We start from the raw sequence: 19,127 nt of genomic DNA, 5'->3' as shown, positions 1-19,127 counted from the left end.
TGTGGCGCACCCGGTGGGGGCGGAGCTTCCGCCCCCACCGGGTGCGCCACGGCCGTTTCCGGGGCCGCCCGCGGCGGGCCCTCAGAGCTTGCGCAGGCTCAGCTTCGTGACCTTGTGGTCGGGACCCTTGCGGACGACGAGGGTGGCGCGGCCGCGCGTGGGGGCGACGTTCTCCAGCAGGTTGGGCTTGTTGATGGTCCGCCACATCGTCTTCGCGTACTCCAGGGCCTCCTCCTCGGAGACCTGGGTGTACTTGCGGAAGTAGGAGAACGGGTTCTGGAACGCGGTCTCGCGCAGCTTCCGGAAGCGGTTGAGGTACCAGCGCTCGATGTCCTCGGGGCGGGCGTCCACGTACACGCTGAAGTCGAAGTAGTCGGCGAGGCCGACCCGGGTCCGGCCGTCCTTGCCGGGCAGGGCCGGCTGGAGGACGTTGAGCCCCTCGACGATGAGGATGTCCGGGCGCCGCACGACCAGCCGCTCGTCCGGGACGATGTCGTAGATCAGGTGCGAGTAGACCGGGGCGGTGACCTCGTCCTTGCCGGCCTTGATGTCGGCGACGAACTTGGTGAGGGCGCGGCGGTCGTAGGACTCGGGGAAGCCCTTGCGGGAGGTCAGGCCGCGGCGCTGGAGCTCCTTCATCGGGTAGAGGAAGCCGTCCGTGGTCACCCGTTCGACGCGGGGGTGCTCGGGCCAGCGGGCGAGGAGGGCCTGGAGCAGGCGGGCCACGGTGGACTTGCCGACGGCGACGGAACCGGCGACTCCTATGACGAACGGGGTCCCCTGCTGGGCGCCGTGGCCGTTGCCGCCGGCGTCGCCGAGGAAGGTGTTCAGGGTGCCGCGGAGGTTGCTGGTGGCGCCGACGTACAGGTTGAGCAGGCGGGAGAGCGGGAGGTAGACGTCCCGCACCTCGTCGAGGTCGATGACGTCGCCGAGGCCGCGCAGCCGCTCGACCTCCTCCGCCGTCAGGGGCAGGGGGGTGCGCTCGCGCAGGGCGCTCCACTCGGCCCGCGTGAGGTCGACGTAGGGCGAGGGCTCCGGCACCCGGCGGGGGCCGGGACGCTCCGTTGCGTGCTCCGGCGTACAGCGCGTCGGCGATGTGATCACACCGCCATTGTCGGGGCTCGGGGCCCCGCGTGGGTGGTGGGGTCGGTCACGTGGCGGGCCGGGGAGGCGGAAACGCCCAGGTGGGGCGGCGGCGTTCCGACCGGGTCTCGATCGGAAGCCCGTCCTGTCTCGTGCCGGTCACGATTCCCCCGTGTGACCAGGAAGATCCTGCGTATGTGTCATTAACACCGGTCGCGTGATCGAGCAAGTCGTACATTGTTCGTCACTGCGGCGTTGACCGGCGTCCTGGCGGTGATCTGGTTCATGGGGGAGAGCTCTACGTGGGTACCACGTTCGTGCGGCGCGGCGTGCGGGCCGTGTCCGGCGCGTCCTTGCGTCTGCCGGCCGCCTTCGGGGCGCGGGCCGAGAAGCCCGTATGAGAGCGGTGCGCGTGCGGCGCGCGGCCGCACTGACCGTCTCGGGGCTGGCGCTGGCCCTGCTGGGCACCGGGTGCGGGGCCGGCCGGCCCACCGTGATCGTGGTGGAGGAGGGCGTCCCGGCCGCCGAGGCGCCGGCCTCCGGGGCGGACGCCGGGCCCGCGCACAAGGGGCAGCAGGTCGTCCCCCCGCAGAAGGGCAGGCCGCAGCCGGCTCCGGAGCGCCTGCTGGTGGCGCAGGGGGACCTGCTGGACCACAAGGTCACCCCCGAGGCCCACGACAGCGTGCCGGGGGCCGTGGACCGGCCCGAGTGCCTGGAGCTGGCCCACGCCATGACCGGGTACCTGCCGGCGGGGCGGACCGGCTGGGCCAGGGCCGCGGTGGTCGCGGTGGCGTCGGCGCTGCCGGACGACGCGCCGGAGGGGCAGAAGCGGGCGGCCGCGCTCGACGCCGCCAGCTCGACGGTGACGGTGGTGACCCTCGGCTCGTACGCGGGGGACGCCGCCCGCGGGCACTTCGCCGAGCTGCAGACGGCGGGGCGGGCCTGCGAGGGCGGGTACACGGCGACCGCGGGCGGCGAGAGCGTCACGGTGACCCGGGTCGTCCCGCACGCCGCGTACGGCGGCGACGAGGCCCTCGCGTACACCGTCGAGGCGGAGCGCGACGGGGAGCCGTACCAGACGGAGCTCATGGTGGTCCGCAAGGGCGGCACGCTCGTGAACTTCCACGCGGACCGGCTGTCCGGCGAGGCGCAGCTGGCGGCGCCCGCGATCGAGGCGCAGGTCAGACGGCTGGGCTGACGCTTCGACAGGGCGGCGGTTCGGCAGGGGGGTCGACCGTGCCCGGCCTGATCCGGCGGGCGGATCCGGAGGGCGGATCCGGCGGGCTGATCCGGAGGGCGGGTTCGACGGGCGGGTTTTCGTCCTGTTCGGGTACCCGACAGGCGCCCAACTCAGGCGTACCCTGCGGCCTATGTGCGGAATTGTGGGATACGTGGGAGCGCAGTCGGCGCTCGATGTGGTCATCGCCGGACTGAAGCGACTGGAGTACCGCGGCTACGACTCGGCCGGCGTCGCCGTCCTCGCCGATGGGAAGCTCTCCAGCGCCAAGAAGGCCGGAAAACTCGTCAACCTGGAGAAGGAGCTGGTCGCACAGCCGCTTCCGGCGGGCTCCACGGGCCTGGGGCACACCCGGTGGGCGACCCACGGCGGGCCCACGGACGTCAACGCCCATCCCCATCTGGACAACTCCGGCCGGGTGGCCGTCGTCCACAACGGCATCATCGAGAACTTCGCCGAGCTGCGCGCCGAACTGGCCGAGCGGGGGCACCGGCTGGAGTCCGAGACGGACACGGAGGTCGTCGCGCACCTGCTGGCCGAGCGCTTCGACGCGGTCCGGGCCGCCGGCGGCCCGGCGGGCGCCGGGCTGGCGGAGGCGATGCGGCAGGTGTGCCGGCGGCTCCAGGGCGCGTTCACGCTGGTCGCGGTGCACTCCGACGAGCCGGACGTGGTGGTCGGGGCGCGCCGGAACTCCCCGCTGGTGGTGGGCGTCGGGGAGGACGAGAACTTCCTCGCCTCGGACGTGGCCGCGTTCATCGCCCACACCCGGTCCGCGATCGAGCTGGGGCAGGACCAGGTCGTCGAGCTCCGCCGCGACGGGGTCACGGTGACCGGCTTCGACGGTGGGCCCGCCGAGGTGCGGGCGTACCACGTGGACTGGGACGCCTCGGCGGCCGAGAAGGGGGGGTACGACTACTTCATGCTCAAGGAGATCGCCGAGCAGCCGAAGGCCGTCGCCGACACCCTCCTGGGCCGGATCGACGCGGGCGGCCTGCTGACCCTCGACGAGGTGCGCATCCCCGCCTCGGTGCTCCGGGAGGTCGACAAGGTGGTGATCGTGGCGTGCGGTACGGCGTACCACGCGGGCATGATCGCGAAGCTGGCCATCGAACACTGGACCCGCATCCCGTGCGAGACCGAGCTGGCCAGCGAGTTCCGCTACCGCGACCCGATCCTGGACCAGCGGACGCTGGTGATCGCGATCTCCCAGTCCGGCGAGACCATGGACACCCTGATGGCGTTGCGGCACGCGCGAGAGCAGGGGGCCAGGGTGCTGGCCGTCTGCAACACGAACGGGTCGACGATCCCGCGCGAGTCGGACGCCGTGCTGTACACGCACGCCGGGCCGGAGGTGGCGGTCGCCTCGACGAAGGCGTTCCTGACGCAGCTGGTGGCCTGCTACCTCGTCGCCCTGTACCTCGGCCAGGTGCGGGGGACGAAGTGGGGCGACGAGATCGAGGCGGTGATCCGGGAGCTGTCGGACATCGCCGAGGCCGTGGACCGGGTCCTGGAGACGATGGAGCCGGTGCGGGCCCTGGCCCGCTCGCTGGCCGACAAGGACACGGTGCTCTTCCTCGGCCGCCACGTCGGCTACCCGGTGGCCCTGGAGGGCGCGCTCAAGCTCAAGGAGCTGGCGTACATGCACGCCGAGGGCTTCGCGGCGGGCGAGCTCAAGCACGGGCCGATCGCGCTGATCGAGGAGGACCTGCCGGTGGTGGTCGTCGTCCCGTCGCCGCGCGGCCGGTCCGTCCTGCACGACAAGATCGTCTCCAACATCCAGGAGATCCGGGCGCGCGGGGCGCGGACCATCGTGATCGCGGAGGAGGGCGACGACGCCGTCGTGGCGTACGCCGACCACCTGATCCGCATCCCGGCGACCCCGACGCTGCTCCAGCCGCTGGTCGCGACGGTCCCGCTCCAGGTGTTCGCGTGCGAGCTGGCGACCGCGCGCGGCAACGAGGTGGACCAGCCGCGTAATCTCGCGAAGTCCGTGACGGTGGAGTAGTTGGAGTTGTCGTTGTGATTGTCGGTGTGGGGATTGACGTGGCCGAGATCGAGCGGTTCGGCGCGGCGCTGGAGCGGACGCCGCAGATGGCGGAGCGGCTCTTCCTCGACACCGAGTTGACGCTGCCGAGCGGCGAGCGGCGCGGAGTCGCCTCGCTCGCCGTCCGGTTCGCGGCCAAGGAGGCCCTGGCCAAGGCGCTGGGCGCGCCCGGCGGGCTGCTGTGGACCGACGCCGAGGTGTACGTCGAGGAGACCGGGCAGCCCCGGCTGCGGGTGTCCGGCACCGTCGAGGCCCGGGCCCGGGCGCTCGGCGTGAAGTCCTGGCACATCTCGCTGAGCCATGACGCCGGGATCGCGTCGGCGGTGGTGATCGCCGAGGGCTGACGCCCCGCGTGCGGCACGCTGGTGGTATGCGTACTGCTTACAGCGTGGAGACCGTACGGGCCGCCGAGCGGCAGTTGATGGCCCGTCTGCCGGAGGGTGCCCTGATGGCGCGGGCCGCGGCCGGGCTGGCCGTCGTGTGCGCGGAGCTGCTGGCCCGGCGCCGGGGCCGGGTGCACGGGGCCCGCGCGGTCCTGCTGGTCGGGCCCGGCGACAACGGCGGCGACGCCCTGTACGCGGGCGCCCGGCTGGCGCGGCGCGGGGTCGCGGTGACGGCGGTCCCGATGGACCCGGAGCGGATGCACCCGGGCGGGCTGGCCGCGCTGCGGGCCGCCGGGGGACGGGTCGGGGCGTCGGTGCCGGAGCGGGCCGACCTGGTCGTGGACGGGCTGCTCGGGATCGGCGGCCGGGGCGGCCTGCGGCCGGCCGCCGCCGCGCTGGTGGAGCGGATCCCGGCCGGGACGCCCGTGGTCGCGGTGGACCTGCCGAGCGGGGTGGACGCGGACACCGGGGAGGTGGCGGGCCCGGCGGTGACGGCCGACGTCACCGTGACCTTCGGGGCGTACAAGCCGGGGCTGCTGACCGATCCGGGGGCCTCGCGGGTGGGGGCGGTGCGGCTGGTCGACATCGGACTGGACCTGGCGGCCGCCCCCGTGGAGACCGAGGCGCTGCAACACGCCGACGTGGCGCGGCTGCTGCCGGTGCCGACGGCGTCGAGCGACAAGTACCGGCGGGGCGTGGTCGGGGTCGTCGCCGGATCGCTGCAGTACCCGGGCGCGGCGGTGCTCGCCGTGGCGGGGGCCCTGCGCGGCGGCGCGGGCGCGGTGCGGTACGTGGGACCGGCGGCGGACGCCGTGCTGGCGCGCTTTCCCGAGGTGCTGGTCGGGCGGGGGCGGGTGCAGTCCTGGGTGGTCGGGCCCGGACTGGGCTCGGAGCGCGCGGAGGAGGCCGAGCGGGCCCTGGCGGACACGGACGTGCCGGTACTGGTCGACGCGGACGGGCTGCGCGGGCTGGACGGCGCGGTGGTGCGCCGGCGCCGGGCCGCGACCCTGCTGACCCCGCACGCGGGGGAGGCGGCGGCGCTGCTGGGCGTGGCGCGGGAGGCGGTGGAGGCCGGCCGGCTGGCCGCCGTACGGGAGTTGGCGGGGCGGTACGGGGCGGCCGTGCTGCTGAAGGGGTCGACCACGCTGGTCGCCCCCGCCGGGGGCGGGGCCGTGCGGGTGAATCCGACGGGGACGCCCTGGCTGGCCACCGCCGGGAGCGGGGACGTGCTGTCGGGGCTGGCGGGGGCGTTGCTGGCGGGGGGTCTCGGCGCGGTGGACGCGGGTTCGGTGGCGGCGTACCTGCACGGTCTGGCGGGCCGGTTCGCGGCGGACGGCGCGCCGGTGGTGGCGCAGGAGGTGGCCGCGGCGCTGCCGCGGGCGTGGCGGAGCGTCATGGCGTAGGCGGCCTCTTCCGGATCCTGCCGGTCAGGCCCGCGTCGTCCGGTGCCGTGCACCGGTGGGTTGGCGGGGCGCCGTCGTACTGGACGTATGGGGTGCGCCGCCAGGGCGGCGAGGTGCGGCGCCGGGCGCGGCCGCCCCGCCGTCGGCCCGCCGTCGGCCCTGCGTTCCCGTCCGGCGGGTCGGACAAGGAGGCGCGAACCATGCCCGATCACCGAGTGGTGGGGGTTCTGAGAGACTGTGGGCGATGAACGAGACACCGATGCGCGTGTACGCCGAGATCGATCTTGACGCGGTACGGGCGAACGTGCGCGCACTGCGCGCACGGGCACCCCGGGCCGAGCTGATGGCGGTCGTCAAGTCGAACGCCTATGGGCACGGGGCCCTCCAGTGCGCCCGGGCGGCCCAGGAGGCCGGGGCCACCTGGCTCGGCACCGCCACCCCCGAGGAGGCGCTGGAGCTGCGCGCCGCCGGGATCCAGGGGCGGATCATGTGCTGGCTGTGGACCCCCGGCGGGCCCTGGCGGGAGGCCGTCGAGGCCGATATCGACGTGTCCGTCAGCGGGATGTGGGCCCTGGACGAGGTCCGCGCGGCCGCCCGCGCGGCCGGCCGCACCGCCCGGATCCAGCTCAAGGCCGACACCGGCCTCGGCCGCAACGGCTGCCAGCCCGCCGACTGGGCCGACCTCGTCGGCGCGGCCGTGGCCGCCCAGGCCGAGGGCACCGTCCGGGTCACCGGCGTCTGGTCCCACTTCGCCTGCGCCGACGAGCCGGGCCATCCCTCCATCCGGCTCCAGCTCGACGCCTTCCGCGACATGCTGGCCCACGCGGAGAAGGAGGGCGTCGACCCCGAGGTCCGGCACATCGCCAACTCGCCCGCCACCCTCACCCTCCCCGAGAGCCACTTCGACCTCGTGCGCACCGGCCTGGCCGTCTACGGCGTCTCGCCCTCGCCCGAGCTCGGCACCCCCGCCCAGCTCGGCCTGCGGCCCGCGATGACGCTCAGGGCCTCCCTCGCGCTGGTCAAGACCGTCCCCGCCGGCCACGGCGTGAGCTACGGACACCACTACGTCACCGAGTCCGAGACCCACCTCGCGCTCGTCCCCGCCGGATACGCCGACGGCATCCCGCGCAACGCCTCCGGCCGCGGGCCCGTGCTCGTCTCCGGGAAGATCCGCCGGGCCGCCGGGCGGATCGCCATGGACCAGTTCGTCGTGGACCTCGGCGAGGACCGCGCCGGGGCGGGCGACGAGGTGGTCATCCTGGGCGACGCCGAACGCGGCGAGCCGACCGCCGAGGACTGGGCTCAAGCGGCGCATACGATCGCGTATGAGATCGTCACCCGTATCGGAGCTCGGGTGCCCCGGGTCTACCTCGGCGGCTGAGGCTGAGTGAGGACGGCGACGTCGTGAGCGAGAACTGGCGCAAGGCCGGCTGGGCCGGCGCCGCCATCGGTGTCATAGCGGCGGGCGCCGCGGCCGGTGTCGCCGTCGAAAGGATCACCGTGGGCCGGGGCATCCGCAGGAAGGCACGCCTCGCCCTGGACGCGGCGGGGGACTACGGCTCCCTGCGCGGGTCCGAGGGCACCTGCCGCACCGAGGACGGCACCGAGCTCTACTACGAGGTCGACGAGCTCGACGGGGCCGGAACGGCCGGAACGGCCGGAACGGCCGGAACGGCCGCGGCGGCCGCCCGCGGCCGCGGGAAGCGCCGGCCGCGGCGCAAGGGCGCGGCCCCGGCCACCGTCGTGTTCTGCCACGGCTACTGCCTCAGCCAGGACTCCTGGCACTTCCAGCGCGCCGCCCTGCGCGGCGTCGTCCGCTCCGTCTACTGGGACCAGCGCAGCCACGGCCGCAGCGCCCGCGGCCTCGCCCAGGCCGACGGTGAGCCCGTCACCATCGACCAGCTCGGCCGCGACCTCAAGGCCCTCATCGACGCCGCCGCGCCCGAGGGCCCGCTCGTCCTCGTCGGCCACTCCATGGGCGGGATGACCGTCATGGCCCTCGCCGAGCAGTTCCCGGAGCTGGTGCGCGACCGCGTCCTCGGCGTGGCCCTGATCGGGACGTCCAGCGGGCGCCTCGACGAGGTCACCTACGGGCTGCCGTCCATCGGACAGGGCGCGGTGCGCCGCCTGCTGCCGGGCGTGCTCAAGGCCCTCGGCTCCCAGGTGGAGCTCGTGGAGAAGGGCCGCCGGGCCACCGCCGACCTCTTCGCCGGCATGATCAAGCTCTACTCGTTCGGCTCCCGCGACGTCGACCCCGGGGTCGCGCGCTTCGCCGAGCGGCTGATCGAGGCCACCCCGATCGACGTGGTCGCCGAGTTCTACCCGGCCTTCCAGGCCCACGACAAGAGCGCCGCCCTCCAGCGGTTCGCCGGCGTGCCCGTCACCGTCGTCGCCGGGGACCGGGACATGATCACCCCGGCCGAGCACAGCGTGGCGATCAAGGAGCAGCTGCCGGCCGCCGAGCTCGTGGTCCTGGAGGAGACCGGGCACCTGATGATGCTGGAGCGCCCCGAGATCGTGACGGGGCTGCTCACCGGCCTGCTGGCCCGCGCCGGAGCCGTCCCCGCAGCGACTAACGTTGGGGCGCATGGAAGACGTACAGCGGGAAGCGCCGCGCAGCCCGGCCGCTGAGGCCCTGGCCCAGGCCGCCGCCGAAACCCTGATCACCGTCGACTCGCCCGCCTCCATGCAGGAGCTGGGCCGCAGGATCGCCGGCCTGCTGCGCCCCGGCGACCTGGTCCTGCTGACCGGTGAGCTCGGCGCGGGCAAGACCACCCTGACCCGCGGACTGGGGGAGGGGCTGGGCGTGCGCGGGGCCGTGACCTCGCCGACCTTCGTGATCGCCCGGGTGCACCCGTCCCTGGGCGACGGGCCGCCGCTGGTGCACGTGGACGCATACCGGCTGGGCGGCGGCCTGGACGAGATGGAGGACCTCGACCTCGACGTCTCGCTGCCCGAGTCCGTGGTCGTCGTCGAGTGGGGCGACGGCAAGGTGGAGGAGCTCTCCGACGACCGGCTGCACGTGGTCATCGGGCGGGCGGTGGGCCACGAGGAGGTCCTGGACGACGTGCGCGAGGTCGCGCTGCGCGGCGTCGGCGCCCGCTGGGCGCAGGCCGGGCCGCAGCTGGCGGCGCTGTCGCCCGCGTAGCCGGTTTCCCCGACGAGAGGTGCCGACGTCGCCCGCGCAGCCGGTCTTCCCGACGAGGTACCGACAACCCGTCGGGAAAATATTGCGCCGGTGCGGGCCCGCGTGATGACATGGTACGGAGCGTTGGTTAGGTGTACCTAAGTACCGCGTCCCGGGGCCCCAGGAGGCAGCCATGTCGGCAGCAGGAGCAGAGCGAGCGCCCATCGTGTCCATGCGGGCCCTGCTCGCGGCGGGCGCGGCCGCCACCGCGGTGTCCACGCCGCCCGCCCGCTCGGAGCCGGCTCCCCAGGAGCCCGCGGGCGAGGGCGCCGCGGACAGGGAACAGGCCGCCTCCACGGAACCGGAAGCGGCCTGAAGCCCGCCAGGGCCCGCGCACGGCGCCCACGTACGGGTGAAAAGCGTGCCCGGCCTCAGGCCGGGGGCGTCCTACTGGACGACGACGACCTTCGAGTTGTAGAGCGCGAAGGCCCACATGGCGTCGCCGTCCGCACGCGACATCCGGATGCCGCCCGTCTTCTTCGCCGGGTCCGGCTGCGGCAGCGCACCGTCCACACGGGCGCTGAAACCGATCGCGATCCCCTCGGTGCTGCTGGCGAACCGCACGACGTGCTCGATCGGCACCCCGTCCGAGCCCGTGACCGTCCCGGCGCGCGAGTTGACCAGGTAGCTGCCGGGCGCGGGCTGCACGGTGCTCGGCACCACCGTGAACGTCTTCGGGGCCTTGCCGTCCTCGGCGACCAGCCACACCCGCTTCTGCGACACCGAGTACACGACCCGCTGCCCGGCCCCCGACTCGGCCGGCAGCGCCGCCGGCTTCGCCGCGTCCTGCTGCGCCGGAGCCTGCTGCTGCGGGGCCGCCGGGGCCTTCTCGGCGGCCTTCGCGGGGTGCGCGGGAGCGGTCGCGTGGGCCTGGTAGCCGAGGAAGCCGATCGCGGCGATCGCCGCGGCGGTGAGCCCGGCCACGATTCCCGAGCTGCTGCGTGACACCTTGCTCCACCTCTCCGCGCCTGCGCGTACCGGTTCTGCGGCGCCGCCGGGCCGTTGCTGCCCGCCGCCGCGTCGTACTCCCGGTCGAAAGGTAGCAGCCGGGCCCTGTTCCGACCGGCCGCAAGGCCCGGGGCCCGGGGAGTCGTAGGCTGTTCGCGTGCTCTTGCTCGCCGTAGATACCGCCACGCCCGCCGTCACCGTCGCCCTGCACGACGGGGAGTCCGTCCTGGCCGAGTCCCACCAGGTCGACGCCCGCCGCCACGGGGAGCTCCTGCTGCCCTCCGTGGACCGGGTCCTCGCCGAGGCCGGGGTGAAGCTCGAAGCCCTCACCGGCATCGTCGTCGGCGTCGGCCCCGGCCCCTACACCGGGCTGCGCGTGGGCCTCGTCACCGCCTCCACCTTCGCCGCCGTTCTCGGCGTCCCCGTGCACGGCCTGTGCACCCTCGACGGCCTCGCCTACGCCGCGGGCGCCGCCGGGATCGAGGGTCCCTTCACCGTCGCCACCGACGCGCGGCGCAAGGAGGTCTACTGGGCGCGCTACGAGGACCCGCGCACCCGCGTCGGCGAGCCCGCCGTCGACCGCCCCGCCGACATCGCCGAGCAGGTCGCCGGCCTCCCGTCGGTCGGCCAGGGCGCCCGGCTGTACCCGGAGGTCTTCACCGACGCCCGCGGCCCCGAGCACCAGTCCGCCGCGGCCCTGGCCGCCCTGGCCGCCGAACGCCTCGCGGCGGGCATCCCGTTCGAGAACGCCGACGGCGCCGCCCCGGCCCCCCTCTACCTGCGCCGCCCCGACGCCCAGGTGCCGAAGAACTACAAGGTGGTCACCCCGCAGTGACGGCCCCGACCGCAGTGCTCCGCGAGATGCGCTGGTGGGACATCGCACCGGTGCTGGAACTGGAGCACGAGCTCTTCCCCGAGGACGCCTGGTCGGCCGGCATGTTCTGGTCCGAGCTCGCCCACGCCCGCGGCCCGCGGGCCACCCGCCGCTACGTCGTCGCCGAGATCCCGCCCGACAGCGGCTCCGCCGAGGGGGCCACCGGCCGCCTGGTCGGCTACGCGGGCCTCGCGGCCTCCGGCGACCTGGGCGACGTACAGACCATCGCGGCGGCCAAGGACCAGTGGGGCACCGGACTCGGCGCCCGGCTCCTCACCGAACTGCTGCGCGCCGCGACCGCCTTCGAATGCGCCGAGGTGCTGCTGGAGGTCCGGGTCGACAACACCCGCGCCCAGCGGCTCTACGAGCGCTTCGGCTTCGAGCCGATCGGCTTCCGGCGGGGCTACTACCAGCCGGGGAACGTCGACGCGCTGGTGATGCGTTTGACGGACCCGGCCCGCACGGCCGCCCCGGCCGACTCCGTCGATCCCGCCGGCCCGGCCGACCGGGCCGCCCCGGCCACCTCGACCACTGAGACCCACGAACACCCTGAGAGCAGTGAGACCCATGGCTGACGAACCGCTCGTCCTCGGCATCGAGACCTCCTGCGACGAGACCGGCGTCGGCATCGTCCGCGGCACCACCCTGCTCGCCGACGCGGTCGCCTCCAGCGTCGACGAGCACGCCCGCTTCGGCGGGGTCGTGCCCGAGGTCGCCTCCCGGGCCCACCTGGAGGCGATGGTCCCGACCATCGAGCGCGCCCTGAAGGAAGCCGGCGTCAGCGCCCGCGACCTCGACGGCATCGCCGTCACCGCGGGCCCCGGCCTCGCGGGCGCCCTGCTCGTCGGCGTCTCGGCCGCGAAGGCGTACGCCTACGCGCTGGGCAAGCCGCTCTACGGGGTCAACCACCTCGCCTCGCACATCTGCGTCGACCAGCTGGAGCACGGCCCGCTGCCCGAGCCCACCATGGCCCTGCTGGTCTCCGGCGGCCACTCCTCGCTGCTCCTCGCCCCGGACATCACCAGCGACGTACGGCCGCTCGGCGCCACCATCGACGACGCGGCCGGCGAGGCCTTCGACAAGATCGCCCGCGTCCTCCAGCTGGGCTTCCCCGGCGGCCCGGTCATCGACCGGCTGGCGAAGGAGGGCGACCCCAGGGCCATCCACTTCCCGCGCGGGCTCACCGGGTCGCGCGACCCCGCGTACGACTTCTCCTTCTCCGGCCTCAAGACGGCCGTGGCCCGCTGGATCGAGGCGAAGCGGAACGCGGGCGAGGAGGTGCCGGTGCGCGACGTGGCGGCGTCCTTCCAGGAGGCCGTGGTGGACGTGCTGACGCGCAAGGCGATCCGCGCGTGCAAGGACGAGGGCGTGGACCACCTGATGATCGGCGGCGGCGTGGCGGCCAACTCCCGGCTGCGCTCGCTCGCGCAGGAGCGCTGCGACGACGCCGGCATCATCCTGCGCGTCCCGCGGCCCAAGCTGTGCACCGACAACGGCGCGATGGTCGCGGCCCTGGGCGCGGAGATGGTCAAGCGGAACCGTCCGGCCTCGGACTGGGACCTGTCGGCGGACTCCTCCCTCCCGGTGACGGACCCCCACGTCCCGGGCACGGCCCACGACCATGACCACGCCCATGGAGGCGGCACCCACTCCCACCCCCACTCCCACGACCACGTGCACGAGCTGAGCAAGGACAACCTCTACTCGTGAACACCGTCGTCGCCCTGATGTGGGAGGCCCGGGCCGTCGAGGGCCGGGGCAACGAGCTGCTGGAGTGGGCCCGTGCCCAGGTCCTGGCCCGGGAGCCGCTGCGCCGCGAGGTGCTGCGCGCCGCCCGGGACCGGGTCCTCGTGATCACCTGGTGGGAGATCCCGGAAGGCGGCACGGCGTCCGGACTGCCCGAGCTGCCGGAACCCGCCGCGGACCTGATCACCCGGGCCGTGCACCGCTGGCGGTTCGAGTCCGTCGAGGTCACGGACGGCGGCTGACCGCGGGTCCAGGAGCGCTGCGGTGAAGCTCGACGGGGCGCCGCTAGGGTCGTCCGCATGCCTAGCCGCCGAGACCTGCCGCCCCCGCCGCCGCCCGCGCACCTGCGCGACTGGCTGGACGAGAGCGTCGTACGGGCCGACCGCGCGCGCTTCCTCGCCGACCTGAGCCGCCGGAGCCTGGGCCTGGGACGGCTGGCGCTGCTCTGGCTGGTGGCCGCGGTCTTCGCGCTCGGCTGGACCTTCGTCGGCATGGCCGTGATGACCTTCGAGTCCGGTGCGGGGCCGGACCACCTCTCCGGCGCCGTCTTCGCGGTGATGGGCCTGGGGGTGCTGGGACCGGCCGGGTACTGGTTCGTCCGGGGCGCCCGGCAAGAGCGCCGGGTGCACCGGCTGCTGTGTGCCTGGGTCGTCGCGGGCCGGGACCCCGGGACGGACGCGGTCCTGCGCGCCCCGGGCCGGAGCCTCGTGTGGCTGGTGGCCTCACTGGCCCTGGGCGCCGTCGGCCTCTGGACGGCCTTCGCCGCGGCGGCGGGCGCCCGGCCGGACACGGACACCGTCGGGCAGATCGCGTACGTCATGGGCCTCGGCATGATCCTGTGGATCACCGCCCTCCTGGGCCTGGCCAAGGCCGCCACCCACTACAGCTGGTCCCTGCGTGCGCGCACGCCCCGGGGCGGCGCGGCGGCCGTGCCGTCCGGCGTGTCCACGCGCCGGCGGGGTCGCCCCGGCACGGCGAGGCCGGCGAACTCCAGCCTCGCGGGCGTCTGAGCCGCTACGCCGCGGCACCCGGCCACCGGGGCCGGCACCCTCCGGCCCCGCCTGCGATCGAGGTACGGGGTCCGGGGCGGAGCCCCGAAAGCCGGGCACAGCCCGGGGCCGTCCACGCGGCAGCGCCGCACCTGGCCAGAACCGGCCCCGCCTGTGATCGGGCGCGGGGGTCCGGGGCGGAGCCCTACAGCCCCTGGGCCACCGGCGAGCCGATGAGCATCGACGGCGCCCCCGCCACCCGCGTCAGGAACACCGTCGCGGAACGCGGCCCCGACGGCTTCACCTTGCGCCGCAGCTCCTCCGGCTCGATCGCCGACCCCCGCTTCTTCACCGTCAGCACCCCCACCTCCCGCTCCCGCAGCAGCGCCTTCAGCTTCTTCAGCCCGAACGGCAGCACGTCCGTGATCTCGTACGCCGTCGCGTACGGCGTGGCCCGCAGCTCGTCGGCCGTGATGTACGCGATCGTCGGGTCGATCAGCCGCCCGTCCAGGTGCTCCGCCACCTCCGCGACCAGGTGCGCCCGGATCACCGCCCCGTCCGGCTCGTACAGCCAGCGCCCCACCGGCCCCGCCCCGGGGTCCGGCAGCGGCTCGGCGGTGTGCAGCCCGACCGGCCCCGGCAGCAGGGTGGCCCGTACCGTGCCGGGCGCGGTGCCGAACCACAGCACGGCCTCCTTCACGTCCCCGTGGTCCGAGATCCACTCCGCCTCGGCCTCCGCCGGAACCGCCTCGTGCGGGATCCCGGGCGCGATCTTGATGGCGGCGTACTTCGCCGCCCGCGCCGCCCCGACCGCCCACGACAGCGGCGGCGAGTACGACTCCGGGTCGAAGATCCGGCCCCGTCCGCCGCGCCGCGCCGGATCGATGAAGACGGCGTCGTACGAGGACACGTCCACCGTCGTCACGTCCGCCTGGCGGACCTCGATCAGGTCCGCCAGCCCCAGCGCCTCGGCGTTGGCCCGCGCGACCGCCACCGTCAGCGGGTCGAGGTCCACGGCCAGCACCCGGATCCCGCGCCGCGCCAGCGCCAGCGCGTCTCCGCCGATCCCGCAGCACAGGTCCGCGACGCTCCCTACACCCAGCTCGGCGAGCCGGTCGGCCCGGTACGAGGCCACCGACGCGCGGGTGGCCATTTCGCCGCCGCCGGGGGTGAAGAACATCCGGAACGCGTCCTCGGACCCGAACTTCGCCACCGCCCGCTGCCGCAGCCGGGCCTGCCCCAGCGCGGCCGACACCAGCCCGGCGGGGTGCTCGCGGCGCAGCCGGGTGGCCACGGCCAGCTCCTGGGAGGGGTCGTAGTCGCGGAGCGAGTCGAGGAGCGCGCGGCCCTCGGAGGTGAGGAGCGCGGCGAAGTCTTCGGGAGTCACGGCTCCATTGTCGGCCAGTCGGTGGAAGGGCGGACTGCGGCCGTGGTGTCGGCCGGGGAGCCGGGCCGCGGGATGCAAGGATCCGCTGCTATGCAGCTAGTACGACAAAAGGGAAATCCCACGCAGTTTGGTCACCGGTCCGCGGCACGCCCGCGCGCCCGGTACGGGGTGGCCGCGGCCGCGCTGCTGGTCGCCGCCCTGGGCACGGGGTGCGGCGCCGCGGACCCGGCCGCGCCGGTCAAGGGCAAGCCGGACAAGGCCGCCGCCGAGGCCGGTTCCGGCGCGGCCGGCGCCCTCCCCGACTCCGCCGAGAAGCTCAAGGCCGCGCAGCAGGCCCGCGTCGCCATGGCGAAGAAGTGGGGCCTGGCCAAGACCCCGCTCATGGCCCCGGCCGGGCCGAAGGCGAAGCCCGAGATCACCACCCGTGAGGGCTTCGAGGTCGAGGGCCAGGACGAGCTGCCCCCGGTCTTCACCACCGTCCCGACCGAGGACAAGGTCGTCTTCCTGACCGTCGACGACGGGGCCGAGAAGGACCCCGAGTTCATCCGGATGATGCAGGAACTGAAGCTCCCGTACACGGCGTTCCTCAGCGACTACCTCGTCCGCGACAACTACCCGTACTTCAAGGAGATGCAGGCCGCCGGCGTCACCCTGAACAACCACACCCTCAACCACCGCTACATGCCCGGTCTCAACTACGAGCAGCAGCGGGAGGAGATCTGCGGTCAGCAGGACACCATCCAGAAGCAGTTCGGCAAGCGGCCCCAGCTCTTCCGGCCCCCGTACGGGAACTACAACCAGGACACGCTGCGCGCGGCGAAGTCCTGTGGCATCAAGGCCGTTCCGCTGTGGAACGCGGAAGCCTTCCCGAACCGGATGGACTACCGTGAGTGGGACAGGGACTTGCACCCCGGGGACATCATCCTCACGCACTTCCGGGGCCGAGAGGACTGGAAGGGCACGATGCCTGACATGATCCGTCATGTCATGAAGACCGTCACGGACAAGGGGTACGCCGTGGCCCGCCTGGAGGATTACCTGTGAAGTACGCGCGCCGGCTGGTGGCCGGGACGCTGACGGCCGGCGCGCTCGCGCTGTCCCTGTCGGGATGCGGGAACAGCGTGGATCCGATCGAGAGGCTGGGCCGCAAGGCCGGGCAGACGCCGGGGGCCCCGTCGGCCTCCCCGTCCGCCCCGGCCTCCGCGGCCGCCTCCCCCCAGGCGGGCACCCCCGGGGACGAGGCGTACCGCAAGTGGGGGCTGACCGCCCCGCTGCAGTACGCCCCGAAGCCCGCGCAGAAGCCCCAACTCCCCAAGCCGGCCGGGCCGGGCAAGCCGGTGGTGCTGGACCGAATACCCGTGGCCCCGAACGACAAGGTCGTCTTCCTGACCTTCGACGACGGCGCGGAGAAGGACCCCGAGTTCCTGAAGATGGCGGCCGATCTGAAGCTGCCGATCAGTATGTTCCTGACGGACAACGTGGCCTCGTCGGACTACGGCTACTTCGAGAAGATCCGCGACAACGGCTCCAACAGCACGGTGAACAACCACACCCTGACGCACCCGAACATGCGCACGCTGGCGTTCGCGGCGCAGAAGAAGGAGATATGCGGCCAGCAGGAGCGCCTGGAGAAGCGCTTCGGCAAGCGCCCCGTCCTCTTCCGCCCGCCGTTCGGCAACTACAACGACGACACCCTGAAGGCCGCCTCGGAGTGCGGCATCAACACGGTGGTGCTGTGGCGGGCGTCGATGCAGATAAACGACTTCCAGTACGCCGAGGGCTCGGCCCTCAAGCCCGGTGACATCATCCTGGCCCACTTCCGCGGCCCGTCGGAACTCAAGGGCGCGACGGAGATCCACATGACGACGCGGATGCTCCAGCACATACAGGAGCAGGGCTACAGGATCGCCCGCCTGGAGGACTACCTGTAGGGGCTCGGCCCGTGGCGGGGGCCGCAACGGCGGACCGGGACCGGGGAGGCCGGGACCTCGGCCGGGCGGTGTGGGGAGGGCTTGGGGGTTTCCCGTCAGTCTCATCGTCCTTCCGCGTCGGGCCGCCCTGTCACGGGCGCTCCTTCGTCGCGTCGCTTCGCGATGTCGCTGCGCTCCACCCTTGACAGGCCGTCCCGCCACGAAAAGCCGAAGACTGCCGGGAAACCCCCAAAAGAACGGCACGGTCCATTGATGGGCATACGGCGGGATCAGGGATGAGGCGGGCCCGGATGGCCGACCCGCGCCGCGCCCCCTACCCCGCCATCACCGGCGTGATCGTCGTCTCCACCGGGCCCCGGGCGTCGGCCTCCCGCTGGCGTTCCGCGCTGTCGCTGATGCGCAGGAGGAGGGCGATCATGATCCAGTTGGCCAGGAGTGACGAGCCGCCCTTCGCCAGGAAGGGGAGGGCCTTGCCGGTCAGGGGGATGAGGCCCGTGACACCGCCCGCCACCACGAAGACCTGGAGCGCCAGCGCCGCCGCGAGCCCCACCGCGAGCAGCTTGCCGAACGGGTCCCGCGCGGCCAGGGCCATCCGCAGGCCCCGCTGCACGAGGAGGGCGTACAGGAGCAGGACGGCCATGACGCCGGCCAGGCCGAGTTCCTCGCCCACCGTCGTCAGGATGAAGTCGCTGCGCCCCGCGAACTTGATCAGCTCGGGGTGGCCCATCCCCAGGCCCGTGCCCGTGACGCCGCCCGTGCCGAAGCTGAACAGCGCCTGCGCCGACTGGTCGGAGGTGACGCCCGGCGGGCGGTTCTCCCAGTAGTAGGACAGCGGATTGAGCCAGGCCGCCACGCGCGCCTTGACGTGCGGCTCGGTGGCGCCGACGACGAAGGCGCCGCCCGCCGCCATGACCAGGCCGCAGATGATCCAGCTGGTGCGCTCGGTGGCGACGTACAGCATCACCACGAACACCCCGAAGAAGATCAGTGAGGTGCCCAGGTCGCGCTCGAAGACGAGCACGAGCAGCGAAATGATCCACACCGTGATGATCGGTCCGAGCTGGCGCATCGGCGGCAGCCGCATGCCCAGGAACTTCCGGCCGGTCAGGGCCAGCGAGTCGCGGTGGATGACGAGATATCCCGCGAAGAAGATCGCGATCATGATCTTCACGAACTCGCCGGGCTGGAGCGAGAACCCGAAGAGGATGATCCAGCGCTTCGCGCCGTACGTGTCCGCGCCGAAGAACGCCGGCGCGATCAGCAGCACCAGGGCGACGGCCATCGTGATGTAGATGAACCGCTGGAGCAGCCGGTGGTCGCGCAGCAGTGCCACCACCAGCAGACAGGCGGCGACGCCGACCACCGTCCACATCAGCTGGCCGGGCGCGTTCGCGTCGGAGCCGTAGCGCTCGATGTACCCCTGGTCGAGCCGGTGGATCAGGACGAGGCCCAGCCCGGTCAGGAGCATGGCGAGCGGGAAGACCAGCGGGTCGGCGTACGCGGCGAACCGGCGGATGCCGAGATGTCCCACCAGGGAGAGCAGCGTCATGCTGATCACGAAGCTGGTGAGGTGCTGCGGCAGCTCGCCGTTCATGGCCAGGCCCGCACTCACGTGCCCGAAGACGGCGATGCCGACGACGAGGACCAGCAGGAGCGCTTCGGTGCGGCGTCGGGCGCCCGCCGCCGTCAGCGGCCTCAGTCCACGCACGGAACGCCGCCGCCGTCGATGGTGTCCGGCTCCGGCCGTGACGGCGGAGGGGCTGACGGCGATGAGGGGAGGGCGGAAGGAGACGCGGCGCCCGGTGCACTCGGGGTCGTCGCAGGGGCGGTCCGAGGACCGATCTGCTCGGCAATGAGGCGCTTTATCTTCATATCATCTACGACGTTGATGTCCTCCCCATGGTTCCTTCGGGCG

The 19,127-nt window shown here is 73.7% G+C and carries 19 protein-coding genes; 15 read left to right on the top strand and 4 right to left on the bottom strand.

The window, feature by feature from the left end:
- Positions 1 to 81: 81 nt before the first annotated feature.
- Positions 82 to 1,104 carry a type I pantothenate kinase gene (coaA, locus tag ACFY15_RS04785; RefSeq protein ID WP_366450427.1) on the bottom strand — a complete coding sequence of 341 codons (1,023 nt, stop codon included), beginning with the start codon at positions 1,102 to 1,104 and terminating at the stop codon, positions 82 to 84.
- Positions 1,105 to 1,480: 376 nt separating this feature from the next.
- Here coaA and ACFY15_RS04780 point away from each other — a divergent pair, with 376 nt between their 5' ends.
- The 8 genes from ACFY15_RS04780 (at position 1,481) to ACFY15_RS04745 (ending at position 9,653) form a co-directional block, all read left to right on the top strand.
- Entirely contained in the window at positions 1,481 to 2,281 is an 801-nt protein-coding gene (locus ACFY15_RS04780) for a hypothetical protein (RefSeq protein WP_390687622.1), read from the top strand.
- A gap of 172 nt (positions 2,282 to 2,453) precedes the next feature.
- A complete protein-coding gene (gene glmS, locus ACFY15_RS04775) occupies positions 2,454 to 4,325 on the top strand; it encodes a glutamine--fructose-6-phosphate transaminase (isomerizing) (RefSeq protein ID WP_390687623.1) in 1,872 nt (623 codons plus the stop codon).
- Positions 4,326 to 4,339: 14 nt separating this feature from the next.
- Positions 4,340 to 4,708 carry a holo-ACP synthase gene (locus ACFY15_RS04770; RefSeq protein WP_390687624.1) on the top strand — a complete coding sequence of 123 codons (369 nt, stop codon included), beginning with the start codon at positions 4,340 to 4,342 and terminating at the stop codon, positions 4,706 to 4,708.
- A 26-nt stretch (positions 4,709 to 4,734) separates the two neighbouring features.
- Entirely contained in the window at positions 4,735 to 6,150 is a 1,416-nt protein-coding gene (locus tag ACFY15_RS04765) for an NAD(P)H-hydrate dehydratase (RefSeq protein WP_390687625.1), read from the top strand.
- Positions 6,151 to 6,394: 244 nt separating this feature from the next.
- Positions 6,395 to 7,531 carry an alanine racemase gene (gene alr, locus ACFY15_RS04760; RefSeq protein WP_390687626.1) on the top strand — a complete coding sequence of 379 codons (1,137 nt, stop codon included), beginning with the start codon at positions 6,395 to 6,397 and terminating at the stop codon, positions 7,529 to 7,531.
- Positions 7,528 to 8,781, top strand: a complete 1,254-nt coding sequence (locus tag ACFY15_RS04755) for an alpha/beta fold hydrolase (RefSeq protein WP_390825048.1) — start codon at positions 7,528 to 7,530, stop codon at positions 8,779 to 8,781. Before alr ends, ACFY15_RS04755 begins: the two co-directional genes overlap by 4 nt.
- Positions 8,738 to 9,298 (top strand): tRNA (adenosine(37)-N6)-threonylcarbamoyltransferase complex ATPase subunit type 1 TsaE, encoded by a 561-nt coding sequence (gene tsaE / locus ACFY15_RS04750; protein ID WP_390687628.1) that lies wholly within the window; start codon positions 8,738 to 8,740, stop codon positions 9,296 to 9,298. The genes ACFY15_RS04755 and tsaE overlap by 44 nt, the downstream gene beginning before the upstream one ends.
- Before the next feature lie 172 nt (positions 9,299 to 9,470).
- Positions 9,471 to 9,653 (top strand): hypothetical protein, encoded by a 183-nt coding sequence (locus tag ACFY15_RS04745; RefSeq protein WP_390687629.1) that lies wholly within the window; start codon positions 9,471 to 9,473, stop codon positions 9,651 to 9,653.
- 71 nt (positions 9,654 to 9,724) lie between these two features.
- Here ACFY15_RS04745 and ACFY15_RS04740 read toward each other — a convergent pair whose 3' ends face one another.
- The gene (locus ACFY15_RS04740; RefSeq protein WP_390825010.1) at positions 9,725 to 10,285 is read right to left on the bottom strand and encodes a hypothetical protein; all 561 of its coding nucleotides are present in this window, start codon (positions 10,283 to 10,285) and stop codon (positions 9,725 to 9,727) included.
- A gap of 157 nt (positions 10,286 to 10,442) precedes the next feature.
- Here ACFY15_RS04740 and tsaB point away from each other — a divergent pair, with 157 nt between their 5' ends.
- Genes tsaB through ACFY15_RS04715 form a run of 5 tightly spaced genes read left to right on the top strand, consistent with a single transcriptional unit; the run spans position 10,443 to position 13,915 of the window.
- Positions 10,443 to 11,120 carry a tRNA (adenosine(37)-N6)-threonylcarbamoyltransferase complex dimerization subunit type 1 TsaB gene (tsaB, locus tag ACFY15_RS04735; RefSeq protein ID WP_390687631.1) on the top strand — a complete coding sequence of 226 codons (678 nt, stop codon included), beginning with the start codon at positions 10,443 to 10,445 and terminating at the stop codon, positions 11,118 to 11,120.
- Between the two features lie 26 nt (positions 11,121 to 11,146).
- Positions 11,147 to 11,734 carry a ribosomal protein S18-alanine N-acetyltransferase gene (gene rimI / locus ACFY15_RS04730; protein ID WP_390687766.1) on the top strand — a complete coding sequence of 196 codons (588 nt, stop codon included), beginning with the start codon at positions 11,147 to 11,149 and terminating at the stop codon, positions 11,732 to 11,734.
- Positions 11,727 to 12,869 (top strand): tRNA (adenosine(37)-N6)-threonylcarbamoyltransferase complex transferase subunit TsaD, encoded by a 1,143-nt coding sequence (gene tsaD, locus ACFY15_RS04725; RefSeq protein WP_390825009.1) that lies wholly within the window; start codon positions 11,727 to 11,729, stop codon positions 12,867 to 12,869. Before rimI ends, tsaD begins: the two co-directional genes overlap by 8 nt.
- A 17-nt stretch (positions 12,870 to 12,886) precedes the next feature.
- The gene (locus ACFY15_RS04720) at positions 12,887 to 13,147 is read left to right on the top strand and encodes a hypothetical protein (RefSeq protein WP_390687767.1); all 261 of its coding nucleotides are present in this window, start codon (positions 12,887 to 12,889) and stop codon (positions 13,145 to 13,147) included.
- 57 nt (positions 13,148 to 13,204) lie between these two features.
- Positions 13,205 to 13,915 (top strand): hypothetical protein, encoded by a 711-nt coding sequence (locus ACFY15_RS04715; protein WP_390825008.1) that lies wholly within the window; start codon positions 13,205 to 13,207, stop codon positions 13,913 to 13,915.
- 184 nt (positions 13,916 to 14,099) lie between these two features.
- Here ACFY15_RS04715 and ACFY15_RS04710 read toward each other — a convergent pair whose 3' ends face one another.
- On the bottom strand, positions 14,100 to 15,377 hold the full coding sequence (locus ACFY15_RS04710; protein WP_390687768.1) for a methyltransferase domain-containing protein: 1,278 nt from the start codon (positions 15,375 to 15,377) through the stop codon (positions 14,100 to 14,102).
- On the opposite strand from ACFY15_RS04710, the gene ACFY15_RS04705 reads away from it, so the two are divergent.
- Both ACFY15_RS04705 and ACFY15_RS04700 read left to right on the top strand, forming a co-directional pair.
- Complete coding sequence (locus ACFY15_RS04705; protein ID WP_390687634.1) at positions 15,372 to 16,325, top strand: polysaccharide deacetylase family protein; 954 nt, start codon at positions 15,372 to 15,374, stop codon at positions 16,323 to 16,325. The genes ACFY15_RS04710 and ACFY15_RS04705 overlap by 6 nt on opposite strands.
- Positions 16,322 to 17,212 (top strand): polysaccharide deacetylase family protein, encoded by an 891-nt coding sequence (locus ACFY15_RS04700; protein WP_390825007.1) that lies wholly within the window; start codon positions 16,322 to 16,324, stop codon positions 17,210 to 17,212. The genes ACFY15_RS04705 and ACFY15_RS04700 overlap by 4 nt, the downstream gene beginning before the upstream one ends.
- A gap of 313 nt (positions 17,213 to 17,525) precedes the next feature.
- On the opposite strand, the gene ACFY15_RS04695 is transcribed toward ACFY15_RS04700, so the two are convergent.
- Positions 17,526 to 18,920: an FtsW/RodA/SpoVE family cell cycle protein gene (locus tag ACFY15_RS04695; RefSeq protein WP_390825006.1), complete on the bottom strand. Its 1,395-nt coding sequence runs from the start codon at positions 18,918 to 18,920 to the stop codon at positions 17,526 to 17,528.
- Positions 18,921 to 19,127 lie beyond the last annotated feature (207 nt).

The organism is Streptomyces sp. NPDC001373, from assembly GCF_042895815.1.
GTDB lineage: Bacteria > Actinomycetota > Actinomycetes > Streptomycetales > Streptomycetaceae > Streptomyces.
Note: the sequence above shows the minus strand (reverse complement) of the source record. Positions and strands in the feature narration are given on the sequence as shown.

Bases quoted from the DNA above. Each gene is read 5' to 3' on its own strand.
- ACFY15_RS04780 (WP_390687622.1), top strand. From the start codon at position 1,481: ATGAGAGCGGTGCGCGTGCGGCGCGCGGCCGCACTGACCGTCTCGGGG.
- glmS (WP_390687623.1), top strand. From the start codon at position 2,454: ATGTGCGGAATTGTGGGATACGTGGGAGCGCAGTCGGCGCTCGATGTG.
- ACFY15_RS04765 (WP_390687625.1), top strand. From the start codon at position 4,735: ATGCGTACTGCTTACAGCGTGGAGACCGTACGGGCCGCCGAGCGGCAG.
- alr (WP_390687626.1), top strand. From the start codon at position 6,395: ATGAACGAGACACCGATGCGCGTGTACGCCGAGATCGATCTTGACGCG.
- tsaE (WP_390687628.1), top strand. From the start codon at position 8,738: ATGGAAGACGTACAGCGGGAAGCGCCGCGCAGCCCGGCCGCTGAGGCC.
- ACFY15_RS04745 (WP_390687629.1), top strand. From the start codon at position 9,471: ATGTCGGCAGCAGGAGCAGAGCGAGCGCCCATCGTGTCCATGCGGGCC.
- rimI (WP_390687766.1), top strand. From the start codon at position 11,147: ATGCGCTGGTGGGACATCGCACCGGTGCTGGAACTGGAGCACGAGCTC.
- tsaD (WP_390825009.1), top strand. From the start codon at position 11,727: ATGGCTGACGAACCGCTCGTCCTCGGCATCGAGACCTCCTGCGACGAG.
- ACFY15_RS04720 (WP_390687767.1), top strand. From the start codon at position 12,887: ATGTGGGAGGCCCGGGCCGTCGAGGGCCGGGGCAACGAGCTGCTGGAG.
- ACFY15_RS04715 (WP_390825008.1), top strand. From the start codon at position 13,205: ATGCCTAGCCGCCGAGACCTGCCGCCCCCGCCGCCGCCCGCGCACCTG.
- ACFY15_RS04705 (WP_390687634.1), top strand. From the start codon at position 15,372: ATGCAGCTAGTACGACAAAAGGGAAATCCCACGCAGTTTGGTCACCGG.